15 protein-coding genes are annotated in these 20,945 nt (G+C 53.2%); 11 read left to right on the forward strand and 4 right to left on the reverse strand.

Annotated elements, in window-relative coordinates:
- Window positions 1-10: 10 nt before the first annotated feature.
- Complete coding sequence (gene barA / locus AC3ITF_RS04395) at window positions 11-2,767, reverse strand: two-component sensor histidine kinase BarA (protein WP_135911482.1); 2,757 nt, start codon at window positions 2,765-2,767, stop codon at window positions 11-13.
- Between the two features lie 57 nt (window positions 2,768-2,824).
- On the opposite strand from barA, the gene rlmD reads away from it, so the two are divergent.
- From rlmD to eno, 5 genes are all read left to right on the forward strand, one after another.
- On the forward strand, window positions 2,825-4,123 hold the full coding sequence (gene rlmD, locus AC3ITF_RS04400; RefSeq protein WP_489176164.1) for a 23S rRNA (uracil(1939)-C(5))-methyltransferase RlmD: 1,299 nt from the start codon (window positions 2,825-2,827) through the stop codon (window positions 4,121-4,123).
- 98 nt (window positions 4,124-4,221) lie between these two features.
- Window positions 4,222-6,456: a GTP diphosphokinase gene (gene relA / locus AC3ITF_RS04405; RefSeq protein WP_115257597.1), complete on the forward strand. Its 2,235-nt coding sequence runs from the start codon at window positions 4,222-4,224 to the stop codon at window positions 6,454-6,456.
- 95 nt (window positions 6,457-6,551) lie between these two features.
- Window positions 6,552-7,343, forward strand: a complete 792-nt coding sequence (mazG, locus tag AC3ITF_RS04410) for a nucleoside triphosphate pyrophosphohydrolase (RefSeq protein ID WP_117343141.1) — start codon at window positions 6,552-6,554, stop codon at window positions 7,341-7,343.
- 224 nt (window positions 7,344-7,567) lie between these two features.
- A complete protein-coding gene (gene pyrG, locus AC3ITF_RS04415; protein ID WP_096755904.1) occupies window positions 7,568-9,205 on the forward strand; it encodes a glutamine hydrolyzing CTP synthase in 1,638 nt (545 codons plus the stop codon).
- Between the two features lie 86 nt (window positions 9,206-9,291).
- Window positions 9,292-10,590: a phosphopyruvate hydratase gene (gene eno / locus AC3ITF_RS04420; protein WP_115257599.1), complete on the forward strand. Its 1,299-nt coding sequence runs from the start codon at window positions 9,292-9,294 to the stop codon at window positions 10,588-10,590.
- 55 nt (window positions 10,591-10,645) lie between these two features.
- On the opposite strand, the gene AC3ITF_RS04425 is transcribed toward eno, so the two are convergent.
- Complete coding sequence (locus tag AC3ITF_RS04425) at window positions 10,646-11,470, reverse strand: MurR/RpiR family transcriptional regulator (protein WP_115257600.1); 825 nt, start codon at window positions 11,468-11,470, stop codon at window positions 10,646-10,648.
- Between the two features lie 165 nt (window positions 11,471-11,635).
- On the opposite strand from AC3ITF_RS04425, the gene AC3ITF_RS04430 reads away from it, so the two are divergent.
- The 3 genes from AC3ITF_RS04430 (at window position 11,636) to queE (ending at window position 14,624) form a co-directional block, all read left to right on the forward strand.
- Window positions 11,636-13,192 (forward strand): PTS transporter subunit EIIC, encoded by a 1,557-nt coding sequence (locus tag AC3ITF_RS04430; RefSeq protein WP_489176165.1) that lies wholly within the window; start codon window positions 11,636-11,638, stop codon window positions 13,190-13,192.
- Window positions 13,192-13,881: an N-acetylmannosamine-6-phosphate 2-epimerase gene (locus AC3ITF_RS04435; RefSeq protein WP_135911489.1), complete on the forward strand. Its 690-nt coding sequence runs from the start codon at window positions 13,192-13,194 to the stop codon at window positions 13,879-13,881. The genes AC3ITF_RS04430 and AC3ITF_RS04435 overlap by 1 nt, the downstream gene beginning before the upstream one ends.
- Before the next feature lie 71 nt (window positions 13,882-13,952).
- Window positions 13,953-14,624, forward strand: coding sequence for a 7-carboxy-7-deazaguanine synthase QueE (gene queE, locus AC3ITF_RS04440; RefSeq protein ID WP_137400259.1), 672 nt, complete (start codon window positions 13,953-13,955; stop codon window positions 14,622-14,624).
- Between the two features lie 94 nt (window positions 14,625-14,718).
- Here queE and queD read toward each other — a convergent pair whose 3' ends face one another.
- Window positions 14,719-15,081, reverse strand: a complete 363-nt coding sequence (gene queD, locus AC3ITF_RS04445; RefSeq protein WP_096755909.1) for a 6-carboxytetrahydropterin synthase QueD — start codon at window positions 15,079-15,081, stop codon at window positions 14,719-14,721.
- Window positions 15,082-15,386: 305 nt separating this feature from the next.
- On the opposite strand from queD, the gene cysJ reads away from it, so the two are divergent.
- The 3 genes from cysJ (at window position 15,387) to cysH (ending at window position 19,729) form a co-directional block, all read left to right on the forward strand.
- Window positions 15,387-17,186 (forward strand): NADPH-dependent assimilatory sulfite reductase flavoprotein subunit, encoded by a 1,800-nt coding sequence (gene cysJ, locus AC3ITF_RS04450; protein ID WP_489176166.1) that lies wholly within the window; start codon window positions 15,387-15,389, stop codon window positions 17,184-17,186.
- Window positions 17,186-18,898 (forward strand): assimilatory sulfite reductase (NADPH) hemoprotein subunit, encoded by a 1,713-nt coding sequence (gene cysI, locus AC3ITF_RS04455; protein WP_174361408.1) that lies wholly within the window; start codon window positions 17,186-17,188, stop codon window positions 18,896-18,898. Before cysJ ends, cysI begins: the two co-directional genes overlap by 1 nt.
- Before the next feature lie 96 nt (window positions 18,899-18,994).
- Entirely contained in the window at window positions 18,995-19,729 is a 735-nt protein-coding gene (gene cysH / locus AC3ITF_RS04460) for a phosphoadenosine phosphosulfate reductase (protein ID WP_115257608.1), read from the forward strand.
- 53 nt (window positions 19,730-19,782) lie between these two features.
- On the opposite strand, the gene AC3ITF_RS04465 is transcribed toward cysH, so the two are convergent.
- Window positions 19,783-20,820, reverse strand: coding sequence for an aminopeptidase (locus tag AC3ITF_RS04465; RefSeq protein WP_096755914.1), 1,038 nt, complete (start codon window positions 20,818-20,820; stop codon window positions 19,783-19,785).
- Between the last annotated feature and the right edge of the window lie 125 nt (window positions 20,821-20,945).

Below are 20,945 nucleotides of genomic sequence, written 5' to 3' on the forward strand. Positions count from 1 at the left end.
CCGGCGAACATCACCCCAATATCCGTTTCGCTTCGCGTGCCACGTTGTCCATCTCATCAAGCAGCTCTAAAAACTCAGGCTCTAGATCTTCTTCCTGGGTTCCACTGCGCAGTTGTTGTTCGATGAGCTGGCACAGGTTCTTCATGCGTGGAACGCCGCTGTAGCCGCAGCTGCCGTGCAGTTTGTGGATCAAATCGACCAGCCCTTCCGGGTTTTCACCGACCAGCTGTTCCTCGATTTTATTACGCACCTCCGGCAGAAAATCGATCAGCATTTGCAGCATATCGCGCGCCAGATTATTTTTTCCGGCGGCTTGCCGCAACGCCAACTGCCAGTCGAGCGTCGTGTTCGGGTTGACCACCGGCTCAAGAGGCTCTGTGGCAATAGCCCGGATGGCTGTACCAGTACCAGGTTTGTAGCGCAGCAGCAGATTGTGCAGCTTCTCTTCTTCAATCGGTTTTGCCAGATAGTCAGTCATCCCGGCGCTGAGGAGTTTCTCTTTTTGCCCGGCCATGGCGTGCGCGGTAACCGCAATCACCGGCGTCTGCTGTTGATGAGGGAGTTGATGGATTAGTTCACAGGCGCGAATACCGTCCATATCCGGCATCTGAATATCCATCAAAATCAGATCAAACTGCATCTGTTTGGCGCGATCCACCGCCTGATGCCCGCTGTCGCAAAGTTCGACGTGGCGTACCTTATCCTCCAGTAATGCGCCGATCAGTTTGAGATTCGCCGGGTTGTCATCTACCGCCATGACGGTCATCGCAATTTTGCTCTCGTCGACCAGCAACGGCTCGTTGCTTTGGTTCCGATGACAATACTCCGTCAGGGCAGGCAGCAGGCGGGTTGACGTGAGCGGTTTTAACAGACACGCCGCAGCGCCACCTTGTTTTAATTTCTCAGCGTTAATCTGCGCATGGCAAGGCAGCGCCAGTAACAAGAAGTCGGTCATTGCCCGGGCGCTTGCCAGCCGTTCATGTTGCATGGTGAGCGGTTCGCGCAGCGTCACCGGTACGCCAAGCAGCAGAATATCGTAGTGTTCTGCCGGCAACGCGGAGAATGACGGGCTATAAATCACCTCCAGCGGCGTTTCGCTCAGGATATCCAGCGTACATTGTGCCGCATTGGCGTTGGGTTCTACGTAGGCTAGTCGTTTCCCGGCCAGACAGCGGGTAGGTGAGCGTTCACTGAGTACGTTAGGATTGAGGTCAAGGCTGATGTGGAACCAGAAGGTTGATCCACGATTGGGCTGACTGTGGAAGGAGATATCCCCGCCCATTTCGTTGACCAGTTTTTGCGTAATCACCAGGCCCAGCCCGGTGCCGCCGTGGCGTCGCGAAATACTGGCATCCGCCTGGCGGAAGGCCTGGAACAGGCGCGACTGATCGCGTTCCGGAATGCCGATACCGGTATCGCGGATTTGCACTTCAATCTGCACTTTGGTGTTACTGAGGGCGCGTTTCTCCACCAGAATATCGATATTGCCGCTCTCGGTAAATTTGATGGCATTGCCGACCAGATTGGTGATGACCTGCTGCAAACGCAGTGGATCGCCAATCACATTGTCTGGCACGTCGTTCTTAATATTGAGCGTTAGCTCCAGCCCTTTATCATGGGAGGAGTGCGCCAACAGCGTCACCACATCGTCCAGCGTGCTGCGTAGTGGGAACGGGATACTTTCCAGAATCAACTTGCCTGCTTCCAGTTTGGAGAAGTCGAGCACGTCGTTGATGATGGCCAGCAAATTGTTGGCGGAGCGTTCAATGGTATTCAGGTGATCGCGCTGGGTGGTGTTCAACTCGGTTTTTAGCGTCAGGCGGGTAAAGCCAATCACGCCATTGAGCGGCGTACGCAGCTCATGCGACATGTTTGCCAGAAACTCGGATTTGATACGCGCCGCTTCCTGGGCGCGTTTCTTCGCCAGATCCAGCTCAACGTTCTGGATCTCCATCTGCTCCAGCGTTTCGCGTAGGTCAGACGTGGCCTGATCGATATTGTGCTGCATCTCTTCATGGTAGGCCGCCAGCGACATCGCCATCGAGTTGATGCCGTTTTTCAGCATATCCAACTCGCCCAGCATGAAGCCTTCTACTCGACTGTCGAGCTGCCCTCGTCGTATTCGGTCAACGGTATTCACCATGTTGCGGATAGGGCCGGTCACGTCGCGCATCAGACGCCAGCCAAAAATTAACGCAATACCGATGCAAAACAGCATCATCACGGTTGAAATAAAGATTTCTTTGTACTGCTGTAGCCGCACCGATTTAAGATCTAACTCAAGCGCCACGTACCCCAGCATATTTTTTGTGTTTTTCGCGTCGCTGACCGCAGACTCATCCGGAGAATAACTTTCCGATATAATTGGGGTGCGCAGGATCATAATATCCCCCTGGCGGATGACGCTCAGTTTTCGGGGAAACGGCGCACCGGCAGGCAGCTGCATTTCTGATGGATCGAGATGGAAATTTGACGTGACGAACAGCCGATTATTTTCATCATAGACCGAAATCGCCCGCACAATTTCGGAATGGCGACGGTGCAGCACGCTAATAAGCTGGCCGATAGACTCCCGATTTTGTAGGTTCATGCCATATTCGCTGGAGACTGCGAGTGGCTCAATGATGCTGGCACCAGCATCTTCCAGTTGACGCTGCAAGTCGTTATAGCGATGCACAACAAAAAAGATACTGAGCAGCAAACCTATCAGGACGGTCGGTGCCAGGATCAGAATCATCATGCGAGCGCGCAGGCTGTAGTTGGTCATGGAGTTCCGTTATGGGACAATTAGGGTCACACTGTTAAATAGAGAAAACTCTCGTCGATGGCGCAATTCTACTCTGCAAAACGACGCGTGACGACGCGTCAGATCATAACCGTTACCGTCAATGACCTCGATCCTTTTGGTCAGGGCGTCGCTCGCCATAACGGGAAGACCCTGTTTATACCGGAATTACTGCCCCAGGAAAGCGCTGAGGTGGCAATCACCGAAGATAAAAAACAGTTCGCCCGCGCGCAAGTCAAACGTCGTTTAAATGACAGCCCAGACCGTGAAGTGCCACGTTGCCCACACTTTGGCGTATGTGGTGGCTGCCAGCAGCAGCATGCCAGCATTTCTTTACAGCAACGTAGCAAAAGCGCGGCGCTGTCACGCTTAATGAAATGTGAAGTGTCAGAGGTTATTGCCGACACGCCATGGGGCTATCGCCGTCGTGCGCGTTTAAGCCTGAACTATCGGGCGAAAGAAAAGCAGTTGCAGATGGGGTTTCGTAAATCTGGCTCCAGTGACATTATCGACGTGAAGCAGTGCCCCGTTTTGGTGCCCCAACTTGAGGCGCTGCTGCCCGATATCAGGGCATGCCTGGAAAGTCTGCAAGGGTTACGCCATCTTGGCCATGTTGAATTAGTGCAGGCTGGCAACGGCACGGTGATGATTTTGCGCCATACGTCGCCGCTAATTACTGCTGATAAAGAAAAACTGGAATGCTTTTCGCATTCTCAGGGACTGTCTTTGTTTCTGGCCCCGCAAAGCGAGATACTGGAACGCGTTTCAGGAGAATCACCCTGGTATGACTCAAATGGGCTACGTTTAACCTTCAGCCCGCGCGATTTTATCCAGGTGAATGCTGGGGTAAATCAACAGATGGTTGCCCGAGCGCTGGAATGGCTGGATGTACAACCTGAAGATCGGGTGCTCGATCTGTTTTGCGGCATGGGTAACTTCACGCTGCCGCTAGCAACCCGTGCGGCAAGCGTGGTGGGCGTTGAAGGCGTGCCTGCGCTGGTGGATAAAGCCCGCGAGAACGCCCTGAATAACGGATTACACAATGTGACATTCTTTCATGAGAATCTTGAGGAGGATGTCACCCGGCAGCCGTGGGCAAAGAACGGATTTGACAAAGTTTTACTCGATCCCGCGCGTGCAGGTGCTGCAGGCGTGATGCAACATATTATAAAATTAAAACCGGGTCGCGTTGTTTATGTATCCTGTAATCCTGCTACGCTGGCTCGTGACAGCGAAGCGTTACTCAACGCGGGATACGCCATTCAGCGACTGGCGATGCTCGATATGTTCCCGCACACCGGACACCTGGAGTCAATGGTCCTGTTTGAGCATAGGTAATGAATCTTATACCCACTGGATTTCGGCGCGCTGTAGCCTGAAACCCAATGGGTACGGCTTGTCGACTTCGACAGGCCAGGCCCCTTAAGGAGAGGACGATGGTTGCGGTAAGAAGTGCACATATTAATAAAGCTGGTGAGTTTGATCCCAAAAAATGGATCGCCAGTCTGGGGATCACCAGCCAGCAGTCGTGTGAACGCTTAGCCGAAACCTGGGCGTATTGCCTGCAGCAGACACAGGGGCATCCGGATGCGGAGTTGCTGTTGTGGCGCGGCGTGGAGATGGTAGAAATTCTCTCTATGCTGAGTATGGATATGGACACGCTGCGGGCCGCTATGCTTTTCCCTCTGGCGGATGCCAACGTGGTCAGCGAAGACATCCTGAGCGAGAACGCGGGGAAGTCAATCGTCAATCTTATCCATGGCGTGCGTGATATGGCGGCGATACGTCAGCTGAAAGCCACGCATACCGATTCGGTCTCTTCCGAACAGGTTGATAACGTCCGTCGCATGCTGCTGGCCATGGTCGACGACTTCCGCTGTGTGGTCATTAAATTGGCGGAGCGTATCGCGCACCTGCGCGAAGTCAAGGACGCACCAGAAGACGAACGTGTACTGGCGGCAAAAGAGTGCACCAATATCTATGCGCCGCTGGCCAATCGATTAGGTATCGGGCAGTTAAAATGGGAGCTGGAAGATTACTGCTTCCGCTACCTGCATCCGGACGAATACAAGCGAATCGCCAAGCTGTTGCACGAACGCCGTATCGACAGAGAACACTACATTGATGAGTTCGTCGGTCACCTGCGTTCAGAGATGAAAATAGAAGGCGTGAAGGCCGAGGTGTACGGTCGTCCGAAACACATCTACAGCATCTGGCGCAAAATGCAGAAAAAGCAGCTGGCTTTTGATGAGCTGTTCGATGTGCGCGCCGTGCGCATCGTCGCCGAGCGGTTACAGGATTGCTATGCCGCACTGGGGATAGTACATACTCACTATCGGCATCTGCCGGACGAGTTCGATGATTACGTCGCGAATCCCAAACCCAACGGTTATCAATCAATCCATACGGTTGTGTTGGGGCCGGGTGGTAAAACCATCGAAATCCAGATCCGCACTAAACAGATGCACGAGGATGCCGAACTGGGTGTCGCGGCGCACTGGAAGTACAAAGAAGGTACCGCTTCAGGTGCAGCGCGTTCGGGTCATGAAGACCGAATTGCTTGGCTGCGTAAGCTGATCGCCTGGCAGGAAGAGATGGCTGACTCCGGTGAGATGCTCGATGAAGTCCGTAGCCAGGTCTTTGATGACAGAGTTTACGTCTTTACGCCAAAAGGCGATGTGGTGGACTTACCGGCGGGCTCGACGCCGCTTGATTTTGCTTACCATATCCATAGTGATGTCGGTCATCGCTGTATTGGTGCCAAAATTGGTGGGCGCATTGTGCCGTTTACCTACCAGTTGCAGATGGGCGATCAAATTGAAATCATCACCCAGAAGCAGCCAAACCCAAGTCGCGACTGGCTGAACCCTAACCTCGGGTACGTGACCACCAGCCGTGGGCGCTCCAAGATCCATGCCTGGTTCCGCAAGCAGGATCGCGACAAGAATATCCTCGCGGGCAGACAAATCCTTGATGATGAACTGGCGCACTTAGGCATTAGTCTGAAAGAAGCCGAAAAGCATCTGCTGCCGCGCTACAACTTTAACGAGCTGGAAGAGCTGCTGGCGGCGATTGGCGGTGGGGATATCCGTCTTAACCAGATGGTGAACTTCCTGCAATCGCAGTTTAACAAGCCGAGCGCCGCCGAGCAGGATGCCGCCGCGCTGAAGCAGTTGCAGCAGAAAACGCATGCGCCACAAAACCGCCGTAAAGATGATGGTCGCGTGGTGGTTGAAGGGGTAGGTAACCTGATGCACCACATCGCACGCTGCTGCCAGCCGATTCCTGGCGATGAGATTGTGGGGTTCATCACCCAGGGGCGCGGTATATCTGTGCACCGGGCGGATTGCGAACAGTTGGTAGAACTGCGTTCTCATGCGCCGGAGCGTATCGTCGATGCGGTTTGGGGCGAAAGCTACTCGGCGGGGTATTCGCTGGTGGTCCGCGTCCAGGCGAACGATCGTAGCGGTTTATTGCGCGATATCACCACCATCCTCGCCAATGAGAAGGTGAACGTGCTGGGGGTTGCCAGTCGTAGCGATACCAAACAGCAGCTTGCCACCATCGACATGACCATCGAAATCTATAACCTGCAGGTGCTCGGGCGCGTACTTGGCAAGCTCAATCAGGTGCCGGATGTGATCGACGCACGTCGTCTGCACGGTAATTAATCATTTGTAGGCCGGATAAGGCGTGCCGCCATCCGGCAATATCACCATGCCCGATGGCGCTTTGCTTATCGGGCCTACGTTTTCAGGATCTTGTAATGAATCAAATCGACCGACTGCTCGGTATTATGCAGCGCCTGCGCGACCCGGAAAACGGCTGTCCGTGGGATAAAGAGCAGACTTTCGCCACCATCGCCCCCTATACCCTCGAAGAAACCTATGAAGTGCTCGATGCCATTGCGCGTGAAGACTTCGACGATCTGCGCGGAGAGTTGGGGGATTTACTGTTCCAGGTGGTGTTTTACGCGCAGATGGCACAGGAAGAAGGGCGCTTTAATTTTGATGATATTTGTGCGGCCATCAGCGATAAACTTGAACGCCGTCATCCGCATGTTTTTGCCGATGTTTCCGCCAGCAACAGCACTGAGGTGTTAACCCGTTGGGAGCAAATTAAAAGCGAAGAACGTGCGCAGAAAGCCCAACATTCCGCATTGGACGATATTCCCCGTAGTTTACCGGCGCTGATGCGCGCTCAAAAAATCCAGAAACGCTGCTCAAATGTTGGTTTTGACTGGAAGACGTTAGGACCGGTGGTCGACAAGGTTTATGAAGAGATCGACGAAGTCATGTTCGAAGCGAAGCAGGCCGTCGTCGACCAGGCTAAACTGGAGGAGGAAATGGGCGACCTGCTGTTTGCCACGGTCAATATGGCCCGCCATTTAGGCACAAAAGCCGAGACCGCATTACAGAAAGCGAACGAAAAATTTGAGCGACGTTTTCGTGAAGTTGAACGGATTGTTGCTGAACGCGGTCTGGAAATGACTGGTGTTGATCTGGAAACTATGGAAGAAGTCTGGCAACAGGTAAAACGCCAGGAAATTGATCTCTAAGGGGTTTCGTCGGTCAAGGGCGATTTGTGTGATTTTTTAAATAACAAGCGATTGATTTACGTCAAAAACATTTACCCCAAAGGGGCTATTTTCTCACTCCCGATGTTAATGTGAGCCTGGTGAAGAGGAGGAATAATGAAAGTTTGTGGCGCTCGCCATGTTCGGGTATACTACTTTCCCGTCTTGGTAATTCCATCGTTTCACCCTAACTTCTCAGGTCCAGCATGACAACGAACTATATTTTTGTGACCGGCGGGGTCGTATCCTCTCTGGGAAAAGGCATTGCCGCAGCCTCCCTGGCAGCCATTCTTGAAGCCCGTGGCCTCAATGTAACCATGATGAAACTGGATCCGTACATCAACGTCGATCCAGGTACTATGAGCCCAATCCAACACGGGGAAGTGTTCGTTACCGAAGACGGCGCTGAAACCGATCTGGACCTGGGTCACTACGAGCGTTTCATCCGCACCAAAATGAGCCGCCGCAACAACTTCACCACCGGTCGTATTTACTCTGACGTTCTGCGTAAAGAACGTCGTGGCGACTATCTGGGCGCAACCGTTCAGGTTATCCCGCACATCACGAATGCAATCAAAGAACGCGTTCTGGAAGGCGGTGAAGGTCATGATGTTGTTCTGGTCGAAATCGGCGGAACCGTTGGGGATATCGAATCTCTGCCGTTCCTGGAAGCGATTCGCCAGATGGCCGTGGAAATTGGCCGCGAACATACGCTGTTTATGCATCTGACGCTGGTTCCCTACATGGCGGCGGCAGGTGAAGTCAAAACTAAACCGACTCAGCACTCTGTAAAAGAGCTGCTTTCTATCGGTATTCAGCCTGATATTCTGATTTGCCGCTCCGATCGTGCTGTTCCGGCTAATGAACGTGCAAAAATTGCATTGTTCTGTAACGTCCCGGAAAAAGCGGTGATTTCTCTGAAAGATGTCGATTCTATCTATAAAATTCCAGGCTTGTTGAAATCTCAGGGGCTGGACGATTATATTTGTAAACGATTCAGCTTGAACTGTCCGGAAGCAAATCTGTCAGAATGGGAACAGGTTATCTACGAAGAAGCCAATCCGGCAGGCGAAGTGACTATCGGTATGGTCGGCAAGTACATTGAGCTGCCGGATGCCTATAAGTCAGTTATCGAAGCGCTGAAGCACGGTGGTCTGAAGAATCGTGTCACCGTCAACATCAAGCTGATCGATTCGCAGGATGTTGAAACGCGCGGTGTTGAGATCCTGAAAGGTCTCGACGCTATCCTGATCCCTGGCGGCTTCGGCTACCGTGGTGTTGAAGGTAAAATCGCGACGGCACGCTTTGCGCGTGAGAACAATATTCCTTATCTGGGCATTTGCCTGGGTATGCAGGTAGCGTTGATTGAGTTTGCTCGTAACGTCGTGGGTATGGACAACGCCAACTCCACGGAATTTGTGCCAGACTGTAAGTACCCGGTGGTGGCCCTGATTACCGAATGGCGTGATGAAGACGGCAACGTCGAAGTCCGTACCGAGAAGAGCGATCTGGGCGGCACGATGCGCCTTGGTGCGCAGCAGTGTCAGCTGGACGACGAGAGTCTGGTGCGTAAGCTGTACGGCACGCCGACAATTGTTGAACGCCATCGCCACCGCTACGAAGTCAACAATATGCTGTTGAAACAAATTGAAGCTGCGGGTCTGCGTGTTGCAGGCCGCTCCGGTGATGATCAGTTGGTCGAGATCATTGAGGTACCGAATCATCCGTGGTTCGTGGCCTGTCAGTTCCACCCGGAATTTACTTCCACGCCACGTGATGGGCACCCGCTGTTTGCCGGCTTTGTGAAAGCCGCCAGTGAACATCAGAAGCGTCAGGCGAAGTAAGAAGTAAAAAGTTAGAACGGCAATGCACCCATCCGGGTGCATTGTTTGTCTGGAGTTTTAGTTTAACTTGTACTGAGGAAAACCTAATGTCCAAAATCGTTAAAATCATCGGTCGTGAAATCATCGACTCCCGTGGTAACCCGACTGTTGAAGCCGAAGTACACCTGGAAGGTGGTTTCGTTGGTATGGCAGCAGCGCCGTCAGGTGCTTCTACTGGTTCCCGCGAAGCACTGGAACTGCGCGATGGCGACAAATCCCGTTTCATGGGTAAAGGCGTACTGAAAGCGGTTGGCGCGGTAAACGGCCCAATTGCTCAGGCTCTGCTGGGTAAAGATGCTAAAGATCAGGCTGGCATCGACAAGATCATGATCGATCTGGACGGTACTGAAAACAAATCCAACTTCGGTGCAAACGCCATTCTGGCTGTGTCCCTGGCGAACGCTAAAGCAGCAGCTGCTGCTAAAGGCCTGCCGCTGTACGCACACATCGCAGAACTGAACGGTACTCCGGGCAAATTCTCTATGCCGGTTCCGATGATGAACATCATCAACGGTGGTGAGCACGCTGACAACAACGTCGACATCCAGGAATTTATGATTCAGCCGGTTGGCGCTAAATCCCTGAAAGAAGCCGTACGTATGGGTTCTGAAGTGTTCCACAACCTGGCTAAAGTTCTGAAAGCCAAAGGCATGAACACTGCAGTTGGTGACGAAGGTGGCTACGCGCCGAACCTGGGTTCCAACGCAGAAGCTCTGGCTGTTATTGCTGAAGCGGTTAAAGCAGCAGGCTACGAGCTGGGCAAAGACATCACTCTGGCGATGGACTGTGCAGCATCTGAATTCTACAAAGACGGTAAATACGTTCTGGCTGGCGAAGGCAACAAAGCATTCACCTCCGAAGAATTCACTCACTTCCTGGAAGAACTGACCAAACAGTACCCGATCGTGTCCATCGAAGATGGTCTGGACGAGTCTGACTGGGACGGTTTCGCATACCAGACTAAAGTACTGGGCGACAAAATCCAGCTGGTTGGTGACGATCTGTTCGTAACCAACACCAAGATCCTGAAAGAAGGCATCGACAAAGGCATCGTTAACTCCATCCTGATCAAATTCAACCAGATCGGTTCTCTGACCGAAACTCTGGCTGCGATCAAAATGGCGAAAGACGCTGGCTACACGGCTGTCATCTCTCACCGTTCTGGCGAAACTGAAGACGCAACCATCGCTGACCTGGCTGTTGGTACCGCTGCAGGCCAGATCAAAACCGGTTCTATGAGCCGTTCTGACCGCGTTGCTAAGTACAACCAGCTGATTCGTATCGAAGAAGCGCTGGGTGAACAAGCGCCGTACAACGGTCGTAAAGAGATCAAAGGTCAGGCGTAATCCTGTTCTTTAGCTCTTAACGTAAAAACCCGCTTCGGCGGGTTTTTTTATGTCTTTAAAGTAGCAGCGGCAGCGTCGCACTGGCGGTTTGCTGACTCACATCGCTGTACTTTTCATCCAGCGCGATAAGCGATGTGGTGAGCAATTCAACTAATAACATTACGCCCACTTTGGCATTGAGCGCCCCAGCGCTCAGCGGTCCTTCGGGTTTGGCTGCAACCAGTTGGATATCACTCAGTGAAGCCAGCGGACTGCGCGGCGTGTTGCTCAGCGCCAGTACGGGGACGCCATGCTTACGCGCAAGTTTAACGACATGAAGCAGATCGCGAGTGGAGCCTGAACTGGAAATTGCCACCACCAGCGAGTCTTTGGAAAGCGTAGTGGCATTCATGGCGGCACGATGCATGTCGCTGAACAGTTGTGCGGGCTTGCCCAGACGCAACAGTTTGTAATGCAGATATTCCCCCAGAATCGCACTGGCCGCCACGCCATAAATCTGTACCGACTGGGCCTGGTGCAGCGCGAGGGCGGCGGCTTCGAGTAATGTCCTGTCGAGTAATTTTGCGGTGTCCTGCAAGGCCTGTACGGATTCATTGACCACATTGTCAATCTCATCGCCGCCGTGTTCGATCGGCTGTCCGTGCTGGAGATCAAGCGCCAGCGCCATCTTAAATTCGTTATAGCCCTTACATCCTAGCGTGCGGCACAGACGCGTGACGCTGGCCTCGCTGGTGTCGCTTTCGCGCGCCAGTTCGGTAATCGTTAGATAGACAACTTTTGCCGGATCGCTCAGCACAAACTCACCCAGCTTCTGCTGTGTACGGCTGTATCCGTCTACGCCCTGGCGCAGTCTCAGCAGCAGGTTTTCATTTTCAGGCATGCAAAATCCTTAATACGTTTCTCTGGCGATAGTGTGGCGGAAAGCGGGGGAGAGATGCCAGTCATTTCAAAAAAGTATGATCGACTTCCAGAATTTTGATGATAATTTTCATTTATAAAATTATTTATGGTAAAAATTTTCATCAATTGTCAGGGGAATGAAAAAATGATGAATATGTTTAGCGGCGCGTCGTCAGGGGCGTGGTTTGAAAAGGCACAGCGGTTTGGCAAATCGTTTATGCTGCCAATTGCGATATTACCTGCTGCGGGGCTGTTACTGGGTATTGGTGGTGCATTATCAAACCCCAACACGTTGACGGCTTACCCGTTTTTAGATGTTGACTGGTTGCAGGCTATCTTCACTATCATGACCAGCGCGGGATCCATTGTGTTCGCCAACTTGTCGGTGCTTTTTGCGGTTGGTGTAGCAGTGGGCCTGGCGAAGACGGATAAAGGCACTGCGGGGCTTGCCGCGCTGCTGGCGTTTCTGGTGATGAATGCCACTATCAACGCTTTGCTGATCCTGAACGGGACGCTGGCGCATGAGAACCCAGGTGCTGTTGGTCAGGGAATGACGCTGGGTATCCAGACGCTGGAAACGGGTGTGTTTGGTGGTGTGGTGATAGGCCTTGTTACCTGCGCGCTGCACAGTCGCTTTAATAAAGTCTCGCTACCGCAGTTTCTGGGTTTCTTTAGCGGCTCGCGCTTTGTTCCGATCATTAGCTCGCTTGCGGCGATTGCAGTCGGTGCCGCAATGATGGTGGTCTGGCCCCATTTCCAGAAACTCATATTTGGACTGGGTGGCCTTGTTGATGCAACGGGTTATCTGGGAACGCTGTTGTACGGTTTTATCCTGCGTATGCTTGGTCCACTGGGTCTGCATCATATCTTTTATCTGCCATTCTGGACGACGGCACTCGGTGGCAGTGAAATCGTTAACGGCCAATTAGTGGAAGGCACACAACGTATTTTCTTCGCTCAGCTTGCCGATCCGAACACTCAGCAGTTCTATGTGGGTACATCGCGCTTTATGTCCGGGCGCTTCATTACCATGATGTTCGGTCTGCTTGGGGCATGTCTGGCGATGTACCACACGGCGAAGTCAGAGAACAAAAAAGTTGTCGCGGGTCTGCTGCTGTCTGCTGCGCTGACTTCCTTCCTGACCGGAATCACTGAGCCTATTGAGTTCTCCTTCTTGTTCGTGGCACCCGTGTTATATGTCATTCACGCCTTCTTCGATGGCCTGGCATTTATGATTGCCCATATTTTACATATCACCATCGGGCAAACCTTCTCGGGAGGACTGATCGATTTCATCCTCTTTGGCGTATTGCAGGGCGAAGCGAAAACCAACTGGATGTACGTGCCTATGGTGGGCGTGCCGTGGTTCTTCCTGTACTACTTCACCTTCCGCTATTTGATCAACCGCTTTGGCTGGATGACGCCGGGTCGTGAGAACGCAACGTTAGTAGAAAATGCGTTGCCTCAAAGCGAACGTGCCGCAGCAGTGGTTGCCGGACTGGGGGGCAAAGAGAATCTGGAAGAGGTGGATTGTTGCGCCACGCGACTACGCGTGACGGTGAAAGATGGCAGCAAGGTTGATGAAGCCGCACTGAAAGCAACCGGGGCGCGTGGCGTGATTATTCGTGGCAATGGTGTTCAGGTGATTTATGGCCCGCACGTCACCATTATCAAAAATGAAGTTGAAGAGATTTTATCGTAATGAAAACTGTACTGGATACGCTGAAAGGTAAGTTAATTGTCTCCTGTCAGGCGCTGGAAAATGAGCCTCTGCACAGCCCGTTTATCATGTCACGGATGGCATTGGCGGCAGCACAGGGAGGGGCTGTCGGTATCCGTGCGAACAGCGTCGTGGACATTCGCGCCATTAAAGAAAGCGTCGCACTGCCGATCATTGGGATCATCAAACGTGATTATCCGGGTAGCGACGTGTTTATCACCGCCACTATGAAGGAAGTGGATGAGTTGATGACCGTTGAGCCGGAAATTATTGCCCTTGATGCGACTGCGCGCCCACGTCCCGGTGGGCAAACGCTGGACGCGTTGGTTATGCAGATTCGCGCACGCTACCCGTCAGTGCTGTTGATGGCGGACATCGCCAGCGTAGACGAAGCCGTCACCGCAGAACGACTGGGTTTTGACTGCGTGGGTACGACGCTTTATGGCTACACGGCAGAGACGCGTGGGCATGTGCTCGCGGATAACGACTGTGGTTTTTTACGTGAGGTACTGGCTGCAGTCAGCCTGCCGGTAGTGGCAGAGGGGAATGTCGACACCCCTGAACGGGCCGCACACTGTCTGGCATTAGGCGCGCACACCGTAGTGGTTGGGGGGGCGATCACCCGTCCGCAACAAATAACGGCACGCTTTGTCACGGCGATCGCCTCGTAAAGCAACGATCGGGCATGATACTTTGGCGGGGATCTGCGATAATTATCGTTTATCCCCACATTGAGAAGACTATGCAGTACCCGATTAATGAGATGTTCCAGACCCTGCAAGGTGAGGGTTATTTTACCGGCGTCCCCGCCATTTTTATTCGTTTACAGGGATGCCCGGTTGGCTGTGCCTGGTGCGATACCAAACACACCTGGGATAAGCTTGAGGATCGGGAAGTCTCGCTTTACAGCATCCTGGCCAAGACTAAAGAGAGCGATAAATGGGGCGCGGCGAGCAGCGAAGATCTGCTGGCTGTGATTCAGCGTCAGGGCTATACCGCCCGCCATGTGGTGATCACCGGTGGTGAACCCTGCATTCACGACCTGATGCCGCTGACCGACTTGCTGGAAAAGAATGGCTTTAGCTGCCAGATTGAAACCAGCGGCACGCATGAAGTCCGCTGTACGCCGAACACTTGGGTGACTGTCTCTCCCAAGGTGAATATGCGCGGCGGCTATGACGTGTTATCTCAGGCGCTGGAACGCGCCAATGAAATCAAGCACCCGGTGGGGCGTGTTCGCGACATTGAAGCACTGGATGAACTGCTGGCGACGTTGACCGATGATAAGCCGCGCATCATTGCTTTACAGCCGATCAGTCAGAAGGATGATGCCACGCGCCTGTGTATTGATACCTGCATTGCGCGTAACTGGCGTCTGTCGATGCAAACGCATAAATACCTGAATATTGCCTGATAAATTTTGCCGGGTGCGCTTCGCTTGCCCGGCCTACGCTTGTAGATACGTGTAGGCCGTATAAGACGCTCCGCCATCCGGCAATGACTCTGAATCACTCGCCGCGATAGACGCAGCCCGCTGTGCAGGTCTCTTTTACCATCACCGCGCTCAGCAGCGGAACCAGCGGTTTCATCTCATCCCAGATCCACTTCGCCAGTACTTCACTGGTCGGATTCTCAAGACCCGGAATATCATTCAAATAGTAGTGATCAAGGCGATTGTACGTCGGCTTAAATGCCGCTTTTAACTCGGAAAAGTCCATAATCCAACCGGTATGGGGATCGACTTCACCCGTAATTTCAAGACGCACCATAAATGAGTGACCATGCAGACGGCCACATTTGTGCCCTTCTGGTACGTGCGGCAGGTGGTGAGCGGCTTCGAAGGTGAAATCTTTAAACAGGGTGGTGGACATTATCTACTCTCAAGAATGCAAAAAACCGCCGTAGGGTACCTTATAATACGAATTTTATCATTAGTTAAACGGGCGCTGAGTATCCTGACAGTGCATTCACGCAATCAATATCAAATAACTATCTATATATCATATGGTTATTAAATCTGTTTTGCCGTTAATAACTATAGCTAAAACAGGTTAGTCCATTTGGTTATTTGTTATTTCTATCCCTTCTTTAATTGTTACTATTCTCGCCGTTAACCTTATCTTCAGTTTGGGTTTTATTGCTTAAATCCGCTTTGCTTACTGGAACATGACAACGCATGACGACACAGGCCCCACTTTCCGCTTTGCTTCCGCTAAACCCGGAACAGCTGGCACGCCTTCAGGCGGCCACGACCGATCTCTCGCCCGCGCAGCTTGCGTGGGTTTCTGGCTATTTCTGGGGCGTGCTGAATCAGCAGCCGGGCGCTAATGCGGTTATTCCTGCACCTGCTGCCGAAATGCCGGGGATCACACTCATCTCCGCCTCGCAGACCGGTAATGCGCGCCGCGTGGCGGAAGCCCTGCGTGACGATCTTATTGCCGCGAAGCTCAATGTCACCCTGATCAATGCCGGCGACTATAAATTTAAAAATATTGCCAACGAGAAATTGCTGGTCGTGGTGGCCTCGACGCAGGGAGAGGGTGAGCCGGCGGAAGAAGCGGTGGCGTTGCATAAATTCCTGTTCTCTAAAAAAGCGCCGAAACTTGAAAATACCGCCTTCGCCGTGTTTGGCCTTGGCGATACCTCTTATGAGTTTTTCTGCCAGTCTGGCAAAAACTTCGACAGCAAACTGGCGGAGCTTGGCGGTGAACGCTTGCTGGATCGTGTAGATGCAGATGTTGAATATCAACCGGCAGCTGCGCAGTGGCGCGCCCGTCTGGTTGATGTGTTGAAGGCACGAGCGCCTGCTGTACCTTCTGTACAGACCGCTGCGAGCGGTGCGATTAACGAGGTGCATACCAGTCCGTACACTAAAGAAGCGCCGCTTAGCGCGTCGCTTTCCGTGAATCAGAAAATCACCGGTCGTGACTCCGAAAAAGACGTGCGTCATATCGAAATCGATCTGGGCGATTCCGGCCTGCGCTATCAGCCCGGCGACGCGCTCGGCGTGTGGTATCAAAACGATCCGGCGCTGGTCAAAGAGATTGTTGAACTGCTGTGGCTGAAAGGCGACGAGCCGGTCACGGTTGATGGCAAATTGCTACCGCTTACCGACGCGCTGCAGTGGCACTTCGAACTGACGGTTAACACAGCCAATATTGTAGAAAATTACGCCACCTTAACGCGCAGTGAAACGTTGCTGCCGCTGGTGGGCGATAAAGCGCAGTTGCAACACTATGCCGCCACCACGCCTATCGTCGACATGCTGCGCTTTTCTCCGGCGCAGCTGGACGCGGAAGCGTTAATCGGTCTGCTGCGTCCGTTGACCCCGCGCCTGTACTCAATAGCCTCCTCACAGGCGGAAGTCGAAAGCGAAGTACACGTGACCGTCGGTGCCGTGCGGTTTGACGTCGAAGGCCGTGCCCGTGCCGGCGGAGCCTCGAGCTTCCTCGCCGACCGCGTTGGCGAAGAAGGTGAAGTACGTGTGTTCATTGAACATAACGACAACTTCCGTCTGCCAGCCAATCCTGAAACACCGGTCATTATGATTGGGCCGGGGACGGGAATTGCACCGTTCCGCGCCTTTATGCAGCAGCGTGCTGCCGATGAAGCGACGGGTAAAAACTGGCTGTTCTTTGGCAATCCGCACTTTACCGAAGATTTTCTCTACCAGGTGGAGTGGCAGCGCTACGTCAAAGAGGGCGTACTTACCCGGATCGATCTCGCCTGGTCACGCGACCAAAAAGAAAAAGTCTACGTACAAGATAAACTGCGCCAACAAGGTGCGGAACTGTGGCGCTGGATTAATGACGGGGCGCACATTTATGTCTGCGGCGACGCCAATCGCATGGCGAAAGACGTTGAGCAGGCTTTGCTGGAAGTGATTGCCGAATTCGGTGCGATGGATACCGAAGCGGCGGATGAATTTTTAAGTGAGCTGCGCGTTGAGCGCCGTTATCAGCGAGATGTCTACTAATGAGTGAAAAACATCCAGGGCCACTGGTGGTCGAAGGTAAGCTGTCCGACGCTGAACGTATGAAGCTGGAAAGCAACTATCTGCGCGGCACCATTGCGGAAGATTTAAATGACGGCCTCACCGGCGGTTTTAAAGGTGATAACTTTCTGCTGATCCGTTTTCACGGTATGTACCAGCAGGATGACCGCGATATTCGCGCCGAGCGCGCCGAGCAGAAGCTGGAGCCGCGTCATGCGATGCTGCTGCGCTGCCGTCTGCCGGGCGGGGTCATCACCACTAAACAATGGCAGGCGATCGATAAGTTTGCTTATGACAACACGATTTACGGCAGCATCCGTCTGACCAACCGTCAGACCTTTCAGTTTCACGGCATTCTGAAGAAGAACGTCAAGCCGGTGCATCAGATGCTCAACTCGGTCGGACTGGACGCGCTGGCGACCGCCAACGACATGAACCGTAACGTGTTGTGTACCTCCAACCCGTACGAGTCCGAGTTACACGCGGAAGCCTACGAGTGGGCGAAGAAAATCTCTGAACACCTGTTGCCGCGCACCCGGGCGTATGCAGAGATTTGGCTGGATCAGAAAAAAGTCGCCACCACCGATGAAGAGCCGATCCTCGGTCAAACTTATCTGCCGCGTAAGTTCAAAACGACGGTGGTTATTCCGCCGCAGAACGATATCGATCTGCATGCCAACGACATGAACTTCGTCGCGGTAGCAGAAAATGGCAAACTGGTGGGGTTCAACCTGCTGGTTGGCGGTGGGCTGTCTATTGAGCACGGTAACAAGAAAACCTACGCGCGTACCGCCAGTGAATTTGGCTATTTGCCGCTGGAGCACACGCTGGCCATTGCGGAAGCAGTGGTGACCACCCAGCGCGACTGGGGTAATCGTACCGACCGTAAAAACGCCAAAACCAAATACACGCTGGAGCGCGTCGGCGTTGAGACCTTTAAGGCAGAAGTGGAACGCCGGGCGGGCATCAAATTTGAATCGATTCGCCCGTATGAGTTTACCGGTCGCGGCGATCGTATCGGCTGGGTAAAGGGCATCGACAAAAAATGGCACCTGACGCTGTTTATTGAGAATGGCCGTATTCTGGATTATCCGGGACGTCCGCTGAAAACCGGGTTGCTGGAGATAGCAAAGATCCACAAAGGCGAGTTCCGTATTACCGCCAACCAGAACCTGATCATTGCCGGTGTGCCGGAAAGTGAAAAGGCGAAGATCGAGAAGATTGCGCAGCAGAGCGGCTTAATGAATGCCGTGACTCCGCAGCGTGAAAACTCGATGGCCTGCGTCTCGTTCCCGACCTGTCCGCTGGCGATGGCGGAAGCAGAGCGCTTCCTGCCGACGTTTATCGACAGCATTGACGCCCTGATGGCGAAATATGCGTTGAGCGACGAGAACATTGTGCTGCGCGTGACGGGCTGCCCGAACGGTTGTGGTCGTGCCATGCTGGCAGAAGTCGGCCTGGTCGGGAAAGCGCCGGGACGTTACAACCTGCACCTGGGTGGTAACCGTATCGGGACGCGTATTCCACGGATGTTCAAAGAGAACATCACCGAGACAGAAATTCTGGCCTTGCTGGATGAACTGATTGGGCGCTGGGCAAAAGAGCGTGAAGTGGGTGAAGGCTTCGGCGATTTTACGGTGCGTGCGGGCATTATTCGCCCGGTGCTCGATCCCGCCCGGGATTTCTGGGAATAACCTGAATTGCCGGATGGCGGCATAAATGCCTTATCCGGCCTACCGACTGCGTAGGCCGGATAAGCGCAGCACCATCAGGCATAGGATGAGGTAATCATGTCCGTACTCGATCTACACGCATTAAACGACCTACCAAAAGTTGAGCGCGTCATGGCGCTGGCGGAAACCAACAGCCAGCTGGAAAAACTGAGCGCGCAGGATCGTGTGGCGTGGGCGCTGGAGAATCTGCCTGGCGACTACGTGCTCTCTTCAAGCTTTGGTATTCAGGCGGCGGTTAGCCTGCACCTGGTGAATCAGATTCGCCCGGATATCCCGGTGATCCTTACCGATACCGGCTATTTGTTCCCGGAAACCTACCAGTTTATTGACGAGTTAACGGACACGCTCAAACTTAATCTGCAGGTTTACCGGGCAAAAGAGAGTGCCGCCTGGCAGGAAGCGCGCTATGGCAAACTGTGGGAACAGGGCGTTGAAGGCATTGAGAAATACAATGACATCAACAAAGTCGAGCCGATGAACCGGGCGCTGCAAGAACTCAATGCGCAAACCTGGTTTGCCGGCCTGCGTCGTGAGCAATCCGGCAGTCGTGCCCATTTGCCGGTACTGGCTATCCAGCGTGGCGTGTTCAAACTGCTGCCGATCATCGACTGGGACAACCGCACGGTATACCAGTACCTGCAACAACACGGGCTGAAGTATCATCCGCTGTGGGAGCAAGGCTATCTGTCGGTAGGCGATACCCACACCACCCGTAAATGGGAACCGGGCATGGCGGAAGAAGAGACGCGCTTCTTCGGACTGAAGCGGGAGTGCGGATTGCACGAAGGGTAATCGGTAACAGGCCCGGTAAGCATCTGCATGCTACCGGGCAGGATACGGGTGAATTAGCCCGCCTTTGCCAGCTCTTTGACCAGTGGCAGCATAATGCGTACAACGTCGCGACTGCGGTGCTCAATACGGCCGGGTAACGCTTTATCAATATGCTGCTGGTTATCAAGTCGAACGTCGTGCCAGCTGTTGCCTGCAGGGAATGAGGCGGTTTTGGCTCGCTGCTGATAGCCGTCTTTGTTACCCAGATTCCAGTTGGTGGCTTCGACGGAGAGCACGGCAATCCCCGCTTTGTCGAACACCTCCGCATCGTTACAACATCCAGTGCCTTTCGGGTAGTTCTTGTTCAGACCGGGATTAGTGCTGGCGGAGATACCGCGACTGCGTGCAATAGCCAGCGCCCGGTCGCGCGTGAGCTTACGAACCGCTTCAGGTGTTTTTTGCCCGCTGTTGAAATAGAGCTTATCGCCGACGATCAGGTTATCGAGATTAATCACCAGCAGCGTATTTTTCTTCTCGGCGGCGCTCATGCGTTTGAGTACGTTCTCTGCGCCGAGCTTGCCTTCTTCTTCTCCGCTGGTGGCGATAAAGCGGATGCCGTACTCGGTCGGGACATTCTTGAGTTTTTCTGCCAGTTCCAGCATCACGCCGAGACCCGCCGCGTTATCGTCAATCCCTTGCAGCGTTAATCCACCGAGATTGGCATCGGAGTCGGCATCGCTTTGCGGCGCGTAGGTATCAAGGTGCGCCATAATAATAATCTGCTGCGGTGCCTTACCTTCATGTGCTGCAATTACCGTGCTACCCGTTACGTTATGCCAGTTTTTATGGTTATTTTTGGCGGTATACACATAGCGGCTATTAAACGTCCGAATATCACTGCTGTATCCCATCTGCTGAAACTGCTGACGTAAATAATCGGCAGACAACATTTCTGCAGGCGAGCCCGTCACGCGGCCAGGAAAAAACGTTGCAATATGGCGGGCCTGGAAGTTGGCGATATCTCCGGGCTTCGAAGAGGTTGCCTGTGCGGGAAGGATAAAGCACACGCCGAGCGCCAGGGCAGCAGGAAAGTGGCGCAATGCGGAAAACATAGTGAGTCCTTAAATACCAAGCATAAATTTTTACCCGCTAGTATGAAACCGTGATCGGGGTAAAACAATTTCATTTGCTCCTAAATGCCCGAAATCCGGCGGCTTAAGCACTTTTTGATATTTGC

It is taken from the genome of Citrobacter sp. KH_055_1, assembly GCF_057838705.1.